This window comes from Blautia sp. aa_0143 (genome assembly GCF_004167315.1).
GTDB lineage: Bacteria > Bacillota > Clostridia > Lachnospirales > Lachnospiraceae > Blautia_A > Blautia_A fusiformis.
On sequence record NZ_RCXU01000032.1, the window covers coordinates 16,341 to 32,328 of the forward strand.

At 42.2% G+C, this 15,988-nt stretch carries 16 protein-coding genes; 14 read left to right on the forward strand and 2 right to left on the reverse strand.

Annotated features, from left to right (window positions below):
- Positions 1 to 128: 128 nt before the first annotated feature.
- The 9 genes from EAI83_RS14495 to EAI83_RS17640 all read left to right on the forward strand — a co-directional run bounded on the left by EAI83_RS14495 (position 129) and on the right by EAI83_RS17640 (position 10,333).
- Positions 129 to 440, forward strand: a complete 312-nt coding sequence (locus EAI83_RS14495) for a metal-sensing transcriptional repressor (RefSeq protein WP_129975875.1) — start codon at positions 129 to 131, stop codon at positions 438 to 440.
- A 36-nt stretch (positions 441 to 476) separates the two neighbouring features.
- Positions 477 to 3,038 carry a heavy metal translocating P-type ATPase gene (locus tag EAI83_RS14500; RefSeq protein ID WP_129975877.1) on the forward strand — a complete coding sequence of 854 codons (2,562 nt, stop codon included), beginning with the start codon at positions 477 to 479 and terminating at the stop codon, positions 3,036 to 3,038.
- 262 nt (positions 3,039 to 3,300) lie between these two features.
- Entirely contained in the window at positions 3,301 to 4,713 is a 1,413-nt protein-coding gene (locus EAI83_RS14505) for an amidophosphoribosyltransferase (RefSeq protein ID WP_129975879.1), read from the forward strand.
- A gap of 205 nt (positions 4,714 to 4,918) precedes the next feature.
- Positions 4,919 to 5,599, forward strand: coding sequence for an HAD family hydrolase (locus EAI83_RS14510; RefSeq protein ID WP_129975881.1), 681 nt, complete (start codon positions 4,919 to 4,921; stop codon positions 5,597 to 5,599).
- On the forward strand, positions 5,596 to 6,399 hold the full coding sequence (gene thiD / locus EAI83_RS14515) for a bifunctional hydroxymethylpyrimidine kinase/phosphomethylpyrimidine kinase (RefSeq protein WP_129975883.1): 804 nt from the start codon (positions 5,596 to 5,598) through the stop codon (positions 6,397 to 6,399). Before EAI83_RS14510 ends, thiD begins: the two co-directional genes overlap by 4 nt.
- Before the next feature lie 4 nt (positions 6,400 to 6,403).
- Positions 6,404 to 8,194, forward strand: a complete 1,791-nt coding sequence (locus EAI83_RS14520; protein ID WP_129975885.1) for an aminopeptidase P family protein — start codon at positions 6,404 to 6,406, stop codon at positions 8,192 to 8,194.
- Positions 8,195 to 8,295: 101 nt separating this feature from the next.
- Positions 8,296 to 9,294 carry an adenosine deaminase gene (gene add / locus EAI83_RS14525; protein ID WP_129975887.1) on the forward strand — a complete coding sequence of 333 codons (999 nt, stop codon included), beginning with the start codon at positions 8,296 to 8,298 and terminating at the stop codon, positions 9,292 to 9,294.
- A 232-nt stretch (positions 9,295 to 9,526) separates the two neighbouring features.
- A complete protein-coding gene (locus EAI83_RS17935) occupies positions 9,527 to 9,871 on the forward strand; it encodes an Rpn family recombination-promoting nuclease/putative transposase (RefSeq protein WP_242872574.1) in 345 nt (114 codons plus the stop codon).
- A gap of 45 nt (positions 9,872 to 9,916) precedes the next feature.
- Positions 9,917 to 10,333 carry a hypothetical protein gene (locus tag EAI83_RS17640; protein ID WP_242872573.1) on the forward strand — a complete coding sequence of 139 codons (417 nt, stop codon included), beginning with the start codon at positions 9,917 to 9,919 and terminating at the stop codon, positions 10,331 to 10,333.
- 144 nt (positions 10,334 to 10,477) lie between these two features.
- Here the strand turns inward: EAI83_RS17640 and EAI83_RS14535 are convergent, their stop codons facing one another.
- Both EAI83_RS14535 and EAI83_RS14540 read right to left on the reverse strand, forming a co-directional pair.
- Entirely contained in the window at positions 10,478 to 11,272 is a 795-nt protein-coding gene (locus EAI83_RS14535) for a hypothetical protein (protein WP_092070506.1), read from the reverse strand.
- Positions 11,269 to 11,808 carry an RNA polymerase sigma factor gene (locus EAI83_RS14540; RefSeq protein ID WP_092070503.1) on the reverse strand — a complete coding sequence of 180 codons (540 nt, stop codon included), beginning with the start codon at positions 11,806 to 11,808 and terminating at the stop codon, positions 11,269 to 11,271. The genes EAI83_RS14535 and EAI83_RS14540 overlap by 4 nt, the downstream gene beginning before the upstream one ends.
- Before the next feature lie 381 nt (positions 11,809 to 12,189).
- Here EAI83_RS14540 and EAI83_RS18040 point away from each other — a divergent pair, with 381 nt between their 5' ends.
- The 5 genes from EAI83_RS18040 to EAI83_RS14570 all read left to right on the forward strand — a co-directional run bounded on the left by EAI83_RS18040 (position 12,190) and on the right by EAI83_RS14570 (position 15,732).
- Complete coding sequence (locus EAI83_RS18040; protein WP_330490053.1) at positions 12,190 to 12,372, forward strand: hypothetical protein; 183 nt, start codon at positions 12,190 to 12,192, stop codon at positions 12,370 to 12,372.
- A gap of 529 nt (positions 12,373 to 12,901) precedes the next feature.
- Complete coding sequence (locus EAI83_RS14555; protein ID WP_092070500.1) at positions 12,902 to 13,441, forward strand: RNA polymerase sigma factor; 540 nt, start codon at positions 12,902 to 12,904, stop codon at positions 13,439 to 13,441.
- A complete protein-coding gene (locus EAI83_RS14560; RefSeq protein ID WP_092070497.1) occupies positions 13,435 to 14,541 on the forward strand; it encodes a DUF4179 domain-containing protein in 1,107 nt (368 codons plus the stop codon). Before EAI83_RS14555 ends, EAI83_RS14560 begins: the two co-directional genes overlap by 7 nt.
- Positions 14,542 to 14,985: 444 nt before the next feature.
- Complete coding sequence (locus EAI83_RS14565) at positions 14,986 to 15,354, forward strand: hypothetical protein (RefSeq protein ID WP_092070494.1); 369 nt, start codon at positions 14,986 to 14,988, stop codon at positions 15,352 to 15,354.
- A gap of 42 nt (positions 15,355 to 15,396) precedes the next feature.
- Complete coding sequence (locus tag EAI83_RS14570) at positions 15,397 to 15,732, forward strand: DUF2500 domain-containing protein (protein WP_161206386.1); 336 nt, start codon at positions 15,397 to 15,399, stop codon at positions 15,730 to 15,732.
- Positions 15,733 to 15,988 lie beyond the last annotated feature (256 nt).

The window sequence follows — 15,988 nt, forward strand, 5'->3', positions numbered from 1 at the left end:
TATCGGATGAGCGGGCTTTTTTATTATAAAAATACTGTTTCTATTGACAAATACCCCATAAGGGTATATATTATTCCATATAAATAGGATACCCCATGAGGGTATTTATGGGAAAGGAGAGACAGCTTATGTCTGAAAAGAAAGTCTGTCCCTGCTACTGTGAAAAACACACTGCACGCTCAGAAGAGGAGAAAAAAAAGCTGATCAACCGTCTGAAACGTATTGAAGGCCAGATCAGAGGCATTATAGGAATGATGGAGAATGATGCCTACTGTAATGATATCCTGATCCAATCTGCCGCAGTCAATGCTGCAGTGAATGCGTTTAATAAAGAGCTGCTTGCCAGCCACATCCGCACCTGCGTTGCCCGGGATATCCGGGAAGGTAAGGATGAGACCATTGATGAGCTGGTAGCAACCCTCCAGAAGCTGATGAAATAAAGGGACAAACTGGATTTTAGGAGGTACTGAAAGAAAATGGAACAATATAATGTAACTGGTATGAGTTGCGCCGCCTGCTCTGCCCGTGTGGAAAAAGCCGTATCAAAAGTTCCGGGGGTAAATAGCTGTTCCGTCAGCCTTCTGACCAATTCCATGGGAGTTGAGGGAACCGCTTCATCCGGCGAGATCATTGCCGCAGTGGAAGCCGCCGGATATGGTGCATCCTTAAAGGGCGGAGCTGCCGGAGCAAAGATTTCCATGTCTGCGGCAGAAGAAGCGCTGGAAGATCATGAAACTCCAATCCTAAAGAAACGCCTTATCACATCCGTGGGATTTTTGCTGGTGCTGATGTATTTCTCCATGGGGCACATGATGTGGGGATGGCCACTGCCGAAATGGTTTGACGGCAATCACGTAGCCATGGGACTGGTACAGCTGCTCCTAGCTGGTATCATCATGGTGATCAACCAGAAATTTTTCATCAATGGATTTAAGAGTCTTTGGCGCCGTTCCCCAAATATGGATACTCTGGTAGCTCTTGGCTCCATGGCATCCTTCCTGTGGAGCGTCTATGCATTGTTTGCCATGACAAGAGCACAGGTAGATGGAGATTCTGCTGCAGTTATGAATTACATGATGGATTTTTATTTTGAATCTGCAGCCATGATCCTCACACTGATCACCGTAGGAAAAATGCTGGAAGCCCGTTCTAAAGGAAAGACAACGGATGCACTTAAAAGCCTTATGAAGCTGGCACCCAAAACTGCGGTCGTGGTACGAAAGGGACAGGAACTTACCGTTCCTATTGAGCAGGTTCAGAAAGGAGAAACCTTTGTCGTCCGCCCGGGAGAGAATATTCCGGTGGACGGAGTGATCCTGGAAGGAACCACCGCAGTCAATGAATCCGCACTGACCGGCGAGAGTATCCCGGTTGATAAAGAAACCGGAGATATGGTTTCTGCGGCAACTGTGAATCAGTCCGGATTTATCAAATGCGAAGCGACCAGAGTGGGAGAGGATACCACCCTTTCCCAGATCATCAAAATGGTCAGTGATGCGGCAGCCACCAAGGCACCGATCGCAAAGATCGCAGACCGTGTTTCCGGTGTGTTTGTACCGGCAGTGATCACAATCGCAGTGATCACAACGATCATCTGGCTTCTTGCAGGACAGACCTTCGGTTATGCTCTGGCAAGGGGGATTTCCGTTCTGGTCATCAGCTGCCCCTGCGCACTTGGCCTTGCAACACCGGTTGCCATTATGGTCGGCAACGGTATGGGTGCCAAAAACGGAATCCTTTTCAAAACAGCCGTTTCCCTGGAGGAAGCAGGAAAAGTCCAGATCGTCGCACTGGATAAAACCGGAACCATTACAAGCGGTCAGCCGGAGGTAACAGATATTCTCCCGGCTGAGGGAGTTACAGAAACAGATCTTCTCTCTCTGGCCTGTGCACTGGAGAAAAAAAGTGAACATCCACTGGCAAAGGCAGTTCTCAAAAAAGCCGAGGAAGAGAACCTTGCCACAGGTGAAGTAACCGGATTCCAGGCACTTCCGGGAAACGGACTTTCCGCTATACTTGGAAGTGACAAGCTAACAGGCGGAAGCATGAAATTTATCAGCAGCCAGACGAAGGTTTCCGCAGACCTTAACAGGAGAGCCGAGCAGCTTGCAGAGCAGGGAAAAACGCCCCTTCTTTTCACACGAAACGGTAAACTTCTGGGAATCATCGCAGTTGCGGATGTGATCAAGGAAGACAGTCCCCGTGCAGTAAAAGAGCTTCAGAACATGGGAATCCGTGTAGTTATGCTCACCGGTGACAATGAGCGTACCGCAAAAGCCATCGGAGCTCAGGCAGGAGTTGACGATGTAATCGCAGGAGTTCTTCCGGATGGAAAAGAAAGTGTGATCCGCGCTCTGAAGGAGCAGGGAAAGGTTGCCATGGTCGGTGACGGTATCAATGATGCGCCGGCACTTACAAGAGCCGATATCGGAATTGCCATCGGTGCAGGAACAGATATTGCCATTGATGCGGCAGATATCGTTCTGATGAAGAGCCAGTTAAGCGATGTTCCAGCGGCAGTACGTTTAAGCCGTGCCACACTTCGGAATATCCATGAGAATCTTTTCTGGGCATTTTTCTACAATATAATCGGCATTCCCCTTGCAGCAGGTGTCTGGATCCCGCTTTTCGGATGGACCTTGAATCCGATGTTCGGAGCTGCGGCCATGAGTCTTTCCAGCTTCTGTGTTGTAACAAATGCACTGCGTCTGAATCTGTTTCAGATCCACAATGCAGCAAAAGACAAAGAAATCAAAAATCCGGTAACATTACACATCAGTCATGATGAAAATATAAAAGAAGAAAAGGAGAACAAAACAATGGTAAAGGTAACAGTCAATGTAGAAGGAATGATGTGCGGACACTGTGAGGCACACGTAAACAAAGCCATCCAGGCAGCTTTCGGAGCAGAAGACGTAGTTTCTTCCCACGAGAACGGAACAACTGTATTCTCTGTACCTGAGAAGGTTGACGAGGCAAAGGTTGAAGAAGTGATCAAGGAAGCCGGTTACGAGTTTAAGGGAATCACCCAGGAATAAACCGGATTTTTAAACCACATATTTGCCAAATGGCCAAAAGAAACAGTTCTGTAAAAGCGGAGCTGTTTCTTTTGTCTCATACAGAAAAAATTTTCCACTTCTATAAATCCGGCTAATATCTTTATAGTTTATTCTGAAAAAGCAGGATTATCCGCCAAATTGGTTTTTATTTTCAATTCTCTTATGCTATACTGATAGCGATTATGGATATAGGAACGATAACAGAAATCGTTAACATCATAGTAGTAGAGAGGAGCGCATTATGAGCGGATTTTTTGGAGTAGCATCGAAGGATGACTGTGTACTGGAGCTTTTTTACGGAGTGGATTACCATTCTCATCTGGGAACACGCCGCGGAGGTATGGCTGTTTACGGAGAACATGGATTTGACCGTGCCATCCACAACATTGAGAACACGCCTTTCCGTACAAAATTTGACGGAGATGTGGGTTCCATGAAGGGAAATATGGGAATCGGATGTATTTCTGATTATGAGCCTCAGCCCCTTCTGTTCAGTTCCAGGATCGGCAGCTTTGCCCTCACTTTTGTGGGAAAGATCAATAATTACGATGAACTTCTGCAGCAGCTGTATGATACGACCAAGGTACATTTTCAGGAGATGACCAATGGAACAGTCAATGTGACCGAACTGATCGCTGCACTGATCTGTGAAAAGGACAACTTTGTGGAAGGTATCCAGTACGTACAGGGACTGATCGACGGCTCCATGACTCTGCTCCTTATGACAAAAGACGGAATTTATGCAGCCCGTGACAAGATGGGCAGAACTCCTGTGGAAATTGGCCGCAAAGAAGGGTCATACTGTATTTCCTTTGAAAGTCATGCCTATATCAACCTTGGATACGAAGATTATAAAGAACTTGGCCCCGGAGAGATCGTATTCGTAACAGCAGACGAAGTCAAAACTCTGGTTGAGCCCGGAAAGAAAATGAAGATCTGTTCCTTCCTCTGGGTTTACTACGGATATCCGACAGCCTCTTATGAAGGTGTAAATGTAGAGGAGATGCGCTACCGCTGTGGAAGCATGCTTGCAAAGAGAGACGGCGATTCCGTGCACCCGGACATTGTAGCCGGTGTTCCGGATTCCGGCATTGCCCATGCCATCGGATACGCCAATGAATCCGGCATTCCTTACGCAAGACCATTCATTAAATATACACCAACCTGGCCCAGATCTTTTATGCCGACCAATCAGAACCAGCGTAACCTTATTGCCAAAATGAAACTGATCCCGGTACGTGCGCTGATCAAAGATAAAAAACTTCTTCTCATAGACGATTCCATCGTACGTGGCACCCAGCTTCGCGAGACAACCGAATTTCTGTACCGCAGCGGAGCCAAAGAGGTTCATGTCCGTCCTGCCTGCCCGCCAATCATGTACGGCTGCAAATATTTAAACTTCTCACGTTCCAAATCTGAGATGGAGCTGATCACTCGTCAGGTGATCGAGAAGAGAGAAGGCCTCAACTGTCCACAAGAAGTTCTGGATGAATATGCAGATCCACATACAGAGAAATACGAGCAGATGGTACAGGATATCTGCGAGATGCAGAATTTTACCACCCTTCGCTATCACAGACTGGATGATCTTCTGGAATCCATTGGGATCGATCCTTGTAATGTATGCACATATTGTTTTAATGGTAAAGAATAAAAAATGTTTTGAAAATAGAGCTGCTGTTTCAGATGAGCCTCCTTAACTCCCGGTTGCATTTTGGATATCTGCGGCTTATAATAAATGCGGATATATCTTTTGTGATATATCCGCGTTTTTTATATCAGTTTTTTATGTCATGGGAAATTATTTCGTAATGTTCCAATGACAGAGTATCACAAAAAAAATTTTCAGGAGCATAAACATGATTTTTCCTATAAAAGCCGTGATATTTGATGCAGACGGCGTCCTTCTGGATTCGCTCTCTGTTTGGAAGGAGCTTGGAAAACGATATATTACAGATCTGGGATATCAGCCGGTTGCGGAAATGGACGAAATCCTTTTTCCTATGAGTATGGAGCAGGGAGCGGACTGGCTGAAAAACAGGTTTACTCTTGCGTATTCCGAAGAAAAGATCGTGATGGATCTGAAATCCCGGATCCGTAAATACTATTTTGAAGAGGTCCCGGCAAAATCAGGTGCCAGAGAACTTCTTCAATGCCTTGCAGAACAGAAAATCCCGGCTGCGGTGGCAACCTCAAGCCCCAGGGAACATATCTGCCGGGCGCTGGAAAGAAACGGACTTCTTTCCTTTTTTGATAAAATCTATACCACCAGTGAGATCGGAGAAAGCAAACATTCTCCGAGGGTCTATCTTACAGCTGCAGAAGCACTGGGAACGGAGCCATCCCGGACGCTGGTTGTGGAGGATTCTCTCTACGCGTTGCAGACTGCCGGAAATGCAGGATTTCTGACTGCCGGTATTTATGACGCATTAGGAGAACCGGATCAGGAACAGCTGAAAAAGGATGCCTATATCTACTGTCGGGATCTGACAGAGTTACAGAACCATATATTCACAGAAAACGGAGGAAACCAAAGATGAAAACAGCATTAACCATCGCAGGCAGCGATTCCAGCGGAGGAGCCGGGATCCAGGCCGATATTAAAACCATGATGGCAAACGGAGTATACGCCATGAGTGCCATCACCGCGCTGACTGCCCAAAACACCACCGGTGTCACAGCCATCCAGAATGCAACCGCAGAGTTCCTGGGTCAGGAGCTGGACTGTATTTTTACGGATATCTTTCCGGATGCAGTAAAGATCGGAATGGTTTCCGAAAGTGATCTGATCCATATGATCGCAGGAAAGCTCCGACAGTATCGGGCAAAAAATATCGTGGTGGACCCGGTTATGGTTGCCACAAGCGGTGCAAGACTGATCAGTGAGGAGGCGGTGGATGTTCTGAAGGAAGAACTGTTTCCTCTTGCAGATCTTCTCACCCCCAATATCCCGGAAACCGAGGTGCTTACCGGACGGAAGATCAAAAGCGCCGATGATATGATCGAAGCTGCAAAACAGGTTTCCAAGCAGTATCACTGTGCAGTTCTCTGCAAGGGCGGACATAAGCTCAATGATGCCAATGATCTTCTCTATGTGAATGGAACATATCAGTGGTTTGAGGGAAAAAGGATCGATAATCCCAATACCCACGGAACAGGATGTACTCTTTCCTCGGCCATCGCATCCAACCTTGCAAAGGGATTTTCCATGGTGGAATCTGTAAACCGTGCCAAGGACTATATTTCCGGAGCCCTTGCTGCCATGCTGGATCTGGGAAAAGGAAGCGGCCCTATGGATCATGGCTTTGCGATAAAGAACAGTTATACAGAGGAGGCATAAGATTATGACAGTTACAGAACGGATCACAGCTCTTCGAAAACAAATGAAGGAAAAGGGAATCGATGCTTATCTGGTTCCGACCGATGATTTTCATGGTTCTGAGTATGTTGGGGATTATTTTAAATGCAGAAAATACATCACCGGATTTACCGGTTCTGCCGGAACTGCCGTGATCATGCAGGACATGGCCGGACTCTGGACAGACGGAAGATATTTTATCCAGGCTGCACAGCAGTTAGAGGGAACTCCGGTTACTCTGTTTAAGATGGGAGAACCGGACGTACCAACGATCCACAAATTCCTGGAAGAAAATCTGAAAGAGGGAATGTGTCTCGGCTTCGATGGCCGTACCGTAAGCGCAGAAGAAGCAGAGACGCTAGAAAAAATCCTTCAGAAAAAACAGGTACATTTTTCTGTAAATGAGGATCTCATCGGAAATATCTGGGATGATCGTCCGGCACTTTCCTGTGAACCGGTAATGGAATTATCCGAAAAATGGGCCGGAAGATCCAGAGCAGACAAGATCCGTGAGATCCGCAGCAAACTGAAAGAGAAGGGCGCAGACCTCTTTATCCTCACTTCCCTTGATGACATTGCATGGCTTTTAAATATCCGCGGAAATGATATCCACTGCTGCCCGGTAGTTCTTTCCTATCTTGTGCTGGATGACAGTGAGCTCCGTCTTTTTGTCAATGAAAAAGCCTTTTCGGATTCTGTTAAGGAAGCACTTTCCAAAGACGGTATTGCCATTTATCCATATGATGATATTTACACCTATGTACAGACGATCCCCGAAGAGAAAAAGGTATTTCTTTCCAGAAGCAATGTAAACAGCCGGCTGGTCAGCAGTATTCCAAAGACGGTAACGATCCTGGACGGTGAAAATCTGACCCTTCTCCCAAAAGCCATCAAAAATGAAACCGAAGTCCAGAATGAAAAGACTGCCCACCTCAAAGATGGCGTTGCAATGGTGAAGTTTATCCACTGGCTGAAGAAGAATGTGGGAATGAAGGAGATCACCGAGCTTTCCGCTGCTGATAAGCTCTATGAATTCCGTTCCGGACAGGAGAATTTTCAGGGAAACAGCTTTGATCCCATCATTGCCTACGGTGCACATGGAGCCATTGTCCATTACAGTGCAACAGAAGAAACCAATATTCCACTGGAGCCAAAAGGGCTGGTTCTGATGGATACAGGCGGACATTATCTGGAGGGCACTACTGATATCACCCGCACCGTTGTACTTGGCCCGGTTACTGAAAAAGAAAAAAAATATTTCACAGCAGTACTCCGTGGACACCTGAACCTGGCAGCAGCAAAATTCCGTTACGGCTGTACCGGCCTGAATCTGGATGCCCTGGCTAGAGGACCTCTCTGGGCTATGGGAGAGGATTACAACCACGGAACCGGCCATGGCGTAGGTTATCTTCTCAATGTACACGAAGGACCGCAGAGCTTCCGCTGGAAAAGCCCTGCCGCGCTTCCGGCTCCTGTTCTGGAAGAAGGGATGATCACCTCCGATGAACCGGGATATTATGCGGAAAATGAATTCGGCATCCGTCACGAAAATCTTGTAGTTTGCAAAAAAGCCGAAAAAACATCCTACGGCCAGTTTATGAAATTTGAGCCACTGACTCTGGTCCCATTTGATCTGGAAGGTGTCGATCCGGAACAGATGGAAGCAGGAGAGCGCAAATTGCTCAATCAGTATCATGCCCTTGTATACGAAAAGATTTCTCCGTATCTGAATGAAGAAGAACAATCCTGGTTAAAAAAAGCCACACAGGAAATATAACCCGGAATTCACCTTAATATTTCCTTCCGACAGATACCATAAGAAACGCAAAACCATTTCAGGGATAAGAATAAATCCAACCAGGGAGGTACTTAGCGCCTATGAAAACAGAAAATAGAATTGATCACTACATCGATCTCCACGCACATCTGGACGGCTGCATTACCACAGAGATAGCCAGAAAACTTGCCTCATTGCAGCAGATCACGCTTCCGGCTGCCACAGATGAAGAGCTTCTTTCTCTCCTTTCTGTGCCGGATACCTGCGAAAATCTCAATGATTTTCTGAAATGCTTTGACCTGCCTCTTTCCCTTCTTCAGACAGAAGAGGCATTGGAAGAGGCTGTTTATCTTATCCTTTCTGAAATGAAAGAAGACGGTGTGATCTACGCAGAACTTCGTTTTGCCCCACAGCTCCATACACAGAAGGAAATGACTCAGGAAACAGCGATCCATGCTGCATTACGTGGTCTGAAAAGAGCTCCCATCCCCGGTAATCTGATCTTATGCTGTATGCGCGGTGATCTTAACCAGAAAGAAAATCTGGAAACTCTGGAGCTGGCAAAAAAATATCTTGTTGAAGATGGCGGCGTGGTTGCTATCGATCTTGCAGGAGCCGAGGCACTCTTTCCAACAGAAAATTACGAGGCGCTTTTTGCAAAAGCAAGAGAATATCAGATTCCATTTACCATCCATGCAGGCGAGGCCGGAAATGCAGAGGATGTAAAAACAGCTGTCCATATGGGGGCAGTCAGGATCGGTCATGGTGTGAGGATCGCGGGAAATAAGGAAGTGATACAGCTTGTAAAGGATAAGGGGGTTTTTCTGGAAATGTGCCCTACAAGCAACCGCCAGACAAAAGCTATGGAAGAAATGTCTGCTTATCCGCTGAAAGCATTTCTCGAAATGGGACTTAAGGTAACCTTAAATACCGATGATCCGGCGATCGAAAGAACAACCCTTTCCCGGGAATTCCGATATATGGAATCTCTGTTAAATCTTACCCAGGAGCAGAAAAGGCTGCTGCTTCTGAATTCTGTGGAGGCAGCCTTTACTTCCAGGAACAGAAAATGGAAACTGAAAGAACAGCTTCTTTTCTGAACTGTGTGAAAACTATCAGGCGAAAGGATAGCCCTGGACATCCGGATAGAAAATTTCTCATTACCCCATCTTGAATCCAAAATCCTTTTATGATAGACTTGAAAAAGTTTCACAATATAAGTATTTACCTGACCATGGTCTTACAGAGCGGAACATGGTCAGACTTAAGATAAAACGGTGTCATGCCGTATAGAATAGGAGATTTTAACAGAATGGCATTAAGTCCGAAGATGTGGTTCCTTATCTTGAAGGCGAACCATTTATTAACACTGTTCCAATAGAAACAGGTTTTACTAATACTGTTATTAAAAATGATGAATCTCTTGTGGTTAGTCTTAATTCTGAAAACCCGGAACTTCATGAGGGAATGATACGATTTGACATTATATTCTATGTCAGGATGAAGGATGGATTATCGCAGATTATTATCAATGTAGAAGCCCAAAAGGACGAACCAAATGGGTATGATATATTGAATCGGGCAATCTTTTATATAAGCCGTATGATTTCCTCACAAAAGGAAAGAGATTTTTCAAATTCAAATTATAATGATATCAAGCGAGTCTATTCCATCTAGGTTTGTATGAATATGCCGGAAAATAGTCTGGAACACATTCACCTGGTGAAAGATAGTATTGTAAATTCCCATGCATGGAAAGGCAAACTGGACTTGGTTAATATCGTAATGATCGGACTTGCCAAAGAACTTCCGAAGCATGAGGAGAAATATGAATTACATAGATTACTGGGAGCATTGTTATCTCAGGATTTAACAGCAAACGAAAAACTGGATATCATTGGAAATGAATATGCAATTCCAATGGAAAAGGATTCTAGAGAGGATGTGAGTATTATGTGTAATTTGAGCCAGAAAATTAAAGAGACTGGAATTGAAACCGGAATTGAGATGGGTAAACGGGAAATGATTATAAAAATGTACAACAAAGGTTATACAGCTGCTCAGATCGCGGATGTAGCTGAAATGGACGAAAAAAAGATAAAAGATATCATAAAAAATGCTGAATTGTTGACAGTATAAAAGATTGAACAGAACTATAAAAGTTCTTCTGGACAGCTACACTATCTGTAAATTATAACATATTATGCATCAGCTGCGATACAGGTATTTCCACAACAGTTACAAAAAGATGGTGAACCGGACTGAATCCACCATCTTTTTTCTTTATCTTCTGTTATTAATAACCTCTCTCGCCATATCTGCAAGTTCTCCGGCAGATAATTTTCCATCTATTTGCAGCAAATCATACTGGATGCCATCCTTATTCCAGTTAACGCTTTGAACCTGACTGACTTCAATCTGAGAAGCACTGCCATCGTAACTAAATACAACTTTTCCACTGGACTGGTCTTTTTTATCTTGTTCTGTCAATTCGTAATCATCTGATACCACTTTATTTATATAATGTACATAATACAAATTTGTTTCATTTACAGTGGCAATAATATCACCTGACGGAGTAAGTTTTGAGTTAAATTTCTGCTGTTCAAACGATACAACATCTCCATTCTTCTGATAATCAAAGGACACAGATTTAAAATTCTCAATTACATTTGCATTGCCATCCTTAAAACTGTTTTTTATAATATTGCCCTCTTTGAAGCAGTACCCGTTCTCAAAGGTATCAATCAATACCGGTCTATACCCAATATCCTTTGTAATCTGTTCTGACGTTGGAAGAGATGTATAATCAGCACGTGATGCAGATGAACCTGTCCACATTGAAATCTTTCCTGTTGCTGCCATAGCAGTAACTCCAATTGTAAGTGTTGCAGCTATCAACAAAGGTAATATTTTCTTTTTTGATCTCATAGTCGTTTGCTTCCTTTCTGTATCTGCGAAGTCAAGTTTTGCATAAACTCTCTGTCTGACATTCTCTGTATCAATATCAAGAGCATTGCAGGAAATATCTACCTGTTTTTGTATTCCCAATTCTTTAAGCAAATTTTTTCTTCTCATAATTTTTCCTCCGCATCCGATAACATTTTTCTGAGTTTTCTTTTTCCTCTTGAAAGTCTGGTCTTAACTGTAGAAATATTAAGTCCCATTGCTTTTGAAATATCCTTGATTTTTTCATCAAATTTATACCGCCTTACAAAAATCTCGCTGTCAGGTTCGCCAAGGCTCATAACTGTTTCCCATACATAATTATTGTGAAAATTCTCTTCCATGAAATTTTTGCCATCTGACAGCTCAATATCTTCAAGAGATGTATGATCCATCTTTCTGTTTATCCGTTTCAGAGCAAAATTCCGGGCAACAGCAGCAAGATATGACCGTAATGTACCTTTCTGCAAATCTATCCTTCCGGTATTCTTCCAAAGTACAACAAACACATCTGCCACAATTTCTTCAATATCCTCTTTCGGCAGTGAATTGCCGGCCATATGATACAAAACAGTACTCAAATACGGCGTATAAATTCGGATTGCTTCATCTATTGAATTTTTTTCTCTGTTCCTGAGACGCTGCAAAAGTTCTTCTTCATCTGTCATATCAATCCTACTTTCTTTTTAATATTTTCAAAAATTAAAAGCTTTTAACCTTTACATTCTTATATATCCTGTCAAAGCGCAAAAAGTTTCAATTTTAGAAAATTATGATATTGATACACCACTTTACAACTTTTTTATAAAAAAATATCGTACAGGATTTCCTGATGTATAATGAATTTGGCATAAAACATTACAAAGGAAAGTGACCCTGTACGGCAAAAACATTATACAGCGAAAAAACACTGATAGGCAGACTTCAGCAATATTTTTTGATCTATTTTGAAACTTTTTCTGTTCCGACAGCAAATACCTTATTTCTGCTGATATTATCTATACTGAGCCGCACACAACGGTTCCAACTATCTGAATGGACACTGCTTTGTGAGAGTCATGCTCTGCGTACCTGTCTGGAATGGGGATAAAGTATCTCATCTTTCCGTTCCTCTTGGTTATCGTATGTGGCAGAAAAAAGAGTCTAAACTGGAACTGGCAGCCTCCATGATCCGGCAGGTTATGCCTGAATTTCACAGCAAAGATCATGTCATCATCCCTTGTGACAGCTGATATACAAAACACAACCTGGTATCCATCGTTGATGAATATCCGAATCCGGATCTGATTGGCAATGCAAGGAGTGCTTCTGTCATGTATGATCTTGCTTATGTCCATCTTTTTGTTTGTAAAATTTCTGAAAATATTCTGGTGAAATGGTAGTATAATACGGAGAATGTAAAAAACGTAAGAGAGTAAAAATGAAACTACCGGATAAATTAGCACCGTTTCTGGAATTATTGCACATATACAGAGAAACTGGGTGAGAAAACAGTAAAAGCATATCGGATTGATCTAAGCAGTGTTTTGTTTTTGTCGCCTGTGAAGAGCAAGACAAAGAGAAGCTTGAGGAATATATTACGGAATTACATAAAAAACACAAACAGAACAGAGATTAAAAAAAGTGGATATTTCGTTGGCAATGGAAGAGGCAACGGAAAAAAATACTTTTATGAGAACCGATTTCCTTTCCGATGCATCTAATTAGTGTAAAAGTAAACATGAGTAGTAATCCAGCTGGACAAAAGGAGAAGACAAAGTTATGACAAAAGATGTATTTATTAAGGAGGTTCGGGATGCAGAAGCCATGCTGTATCATATATCAAAGTCCATTCTGAAGAATGACTCTGATTGTGGGGATGCTGTACAGGAAACAATTCTTAAGGCATATGAAAAACTTTCCACTTTAAAGAAAGAAAAATATTTCCGAACATGGATCACAAGGATATTGATCAATGAATGCAAAGGGATTCTTCGGAAAAGAAAAAATGTTATTCCATATGAAGAATATATGGACAATATGAAAATGACTGAGGAGGACAGATACAGTCATTTATATATGGCGATTATGGAACTTCCGGAGGATCTGAGGGTTTTGGTAACATTGTATTATTTAGAAGGATTTTCATTGAAAGAGATCAGTGAGGCTCTGGATATTCCGGAAGGAACGATCAAAAGCAGACTTTCACGTGCAAGAGAGTTTTTGAAGGTGCAGTTATCCGAAGAAGAGAAAAGACCGGCAACTGGGAAAAACAGCAAGCAATTAAAGAGAATAACAGGAAAGGGGAAAATGTCATGTTAGAGAAGAAATGGAATCATATCGCACCGGAAGTACCACAGGATTTTCATAATAAATTTGAAGATACACTAAAACAGATTGAACAGGCGGATTCAGTTGATAAAAAATACAAAAGAAAAAAAATCAGTGGACGATTATTGATTGCAGCAGCAGTAATCTGTACTGGTATGGCTGTTACTGTGGCTGCAAAAGAGTTCTTTAAATGGAATGATTACCTAGTGAAAAGACTGGATCCATCGGAGGAACAGCAGGAGACACTGCAGGAATCAACTTATATTCAGAATATAGACCAGTCTGTAACACAAAATGGTGTGACGGTTACCCTGACAGATTCTATTCAGGATCAGGGATTCCTGTATGCTTTTTTTGAAGTGAAAACAGAGGACAGTATTTCTATGACTGATCATACTTCTTTTGAGGAGATGACACATTTTAAGATCGATGGAAAAGAAGTATATGCAGTGGACGATAACAGATTTGGAAGTTTCAATACTGGGGTAGGACAGGATGTGTTACTGAAAACAGATCAAAATTCTACACATCTTAAATATTTTAACGCCTGTATATCTTATGACGGTGATTATGATCTGAGTAATAAAACAGTAGAAATCACATTAAAGAATCTTACGGAGGAAGGAGATTATGATACGACTGTTATTACAGATGGAACATGGGATTTTAAATGGACTCTGGGTGCAGTAAAGCCTCCGACAACTCTGGAAGTGAACCGGAAATGTGATTTTGGAGGTTATGAAATCACAGTGAAAAAAATGGAAGTAACGCCCCTTTTATGGTCATTATATCTTGATTATGATGAAGCTATGAAGGTGTATGAAGATGAAAAAAACAAATTTGAGTACGCAGGTACGGACTATGGCATGGATCTTTATGCCAGAACTAGTATTGACCAGGTGCGTTATAAAGATGGAACGGTTTTAACACTTGATAGGACCATGGGAGGCATCGCTGGCGGTGGAGAAAAACAGGATAAGGAAAACGGTGTCCTGATCATCAGAAACAGCTTCCCGCAACTGGTTGATGTAGATAACCTGCAGGCGGTACATTTTGGGAACATTGACCAATGGCTTGAAGTGCGGGGATAAAAGTTTTTTCGGTGATACAGAAAAATCCTCCCATAATTAGATAATGAGAAAATACAAAAAGAACCGATACAAGGTCTTTGCAAGACTGATATCGGTTCTTTTTGGCTAAGTCTGCCAACTGTAAATTTTGTTTATATATTAACGCATCCTGTTCATGTACAGGAAACGGATTCTAACGTATACTGAAATTATTGATTACAAGGTCTACATGAACTGCAAATACAGATTCCGGGTTATATCCGGAAGCCATATTTTGCACTTACCGGTAAAATCTGTAATAGTTGGCATAAAAATTCATTACATATTCGATATAAGCTTTAAATCTATTCATTGTCTGTTCCTCCTTTCTTTATCTTATGGCTGTATTATAAAGCAGGTTGACCGGGAGTTCATGCTAAATAGAAAGAAAAAACAGACAAATCTTGCAAAAAAAGGAGCGGGTAAATGTTTCCTGTATATGAGGAGAAAAAAAGAAAAGATGACAGATCGGACAGAGCAGCGTTGAAAGATATCAGTCAGAATGTTATTCCTGAAATCATCTGCAATCTGACAGATATGAAATCATCAAGAGAAAAAATCTGGATGAACAATGCAAAGCCATTTGGTTATGAGATTCTGGATATAAAAATTGGTGGCGTGATTACAAGACTTAAAAGTACAGGATACCGGATTGACAATTATCTGAATGGAAATGTGCTTCGTCTGGAAGAGCTGGAAGAGGAAAGACTTCCCTATTTTACCAAAGGAATGGACAAGCGGGAGAACTTATGGAATCGCATCATCAGTGGATGTGATTTGAATGACACGATCTGATAAAGGTAAATGAAAGGAATCAGGCTACGTGTGAAAATTCTAGTGATTTTAATAATTTTTGTATTTGCATTGTCTCTCTTTCGAATGATTCTGGAATGGAGTAAAAATAATAATTCTTCCGTAGAATCTGTGGATGCTGTTGTATCAGAAAAAATAGGGGAAATATATCAGCAGCAGATACCAAATGCAGGTGACCCGACAGGAAGTCATGGTTTTACAGTGCATGATATCCCCAGCTTTAAAATCAAATTCCGCATGACGGACTATACAGAAAAAGAATTTGATGTTGACAAGAAAGCATTTAAAAATATAAAAAAAGGAGATTCCGGAGTGCTGACTTATCAGGGAAGCAGATATTTGGGATTCATAAAAGACTGATTATTTGCTCCCAGATGTTCTCACCAGCGTTATAAACGATCAGAAAATAACGGTTTATACAGGAAATCAAAACTATTCTCACAGAATGGTTTTGGTTTCCTTTTTTGCTGTTACAAATCAGTTACAACTGCAATATAGAATTTAATGTATAATTAACCTGTGAAAAGATAGTTATAAAATAGGTAATTGCGAAACTCGCGGTGCTCGTTCGTAACCTTGAACCAAAACAAGGAAGAATTCGCGAAGAGCACGACTT

Excerpts from the sequence above, each read along its gene's own strand:
- EAI83_RS14495 (WP_129975875.1), top strand. The coding sequence starts at position 129 with ATGTCTGAAAAGAAAGTCTGTCCCTGCTACTGTGAAAAACACACTGCA.
- EAI83_RS14500 (WP_129975877.1), top strand. The coding sequence starts at position 477 with ATGGAACAATATAATGTAACTGGTATGAGTTGCGCCGCCTGCTCTGCC.
- EAI83_RS14505 (WP_129975879.1), top strand. The coding sequence starts at position 3,301 with ATGAGCGGATTTTTTGGAGTAGCATCGAAGGATGACTGTGTACTGGAG.
- EAI83_RS14510 (WP_129975881.1), top strand. The coding sequence starts at position 4,919 with ATGATTTTTCCTATAAAAGCCGTGATATTTGATGCAGACGGCGTCCTT.
- thiD (WP_129975883.1), top strand. The coding sequence starts at position 5,596 with ATGAAAACAGCATTAACCATCGCAGGCAGCGATTCCAGCGGAGGAGCC.
- EAI83_RS14520 (WP_129975885.1), top strand. The coding sequence starts at position 6,404 with ATGACAGTTACAGAACGGATCACAGCTCTTCGAAAACAAATGAAGGAA.
- add (WP_129975887.1), top strand. The coding sequence starts at position 8,296 with ATGAAAACAGAAAATAGAATTGATCACTACATCGATCTCCACGCACAT.
- EAI83_RS14535 (WP_092070506.1), bottom strand. The coding sequence starts at position 11,272 with ATGAGAAGAAAAAATTTGCTTAAAGAATTGGGAATACAAAAACAGGTA.
- EAI83_RS14540 (WP_092070503.1), bottom strand. The coding sequence starts at position 11,808 with ATGACAGATGAAGAAGAACTTTTGCAGCGTCTCAGGAACAGAGAAAAA.
- EAI83_RS14555 (WP_092070500.1), top strand. The coding sequence starts at position 12,902 with ATGACAAAAGATGTATTTATTAAGGAGGTTCGGGATGCAGAAGCCATG.
- EAI83_RS14560 (WP_092070497.1), top strand. The coding sequence starts at position 13,435 with ATGTTAGAGAAGAAATGGAATCATATCGCACCGGAAGTACCACAGGAT.
- EAI83_RS14565 (WP_092070494.1), top strand. The coding sequence starts at position 14,986 with ATGTTTCCTGTATATGAGGAGAAAAAAAGAAAAGATGACAGATCGGAC.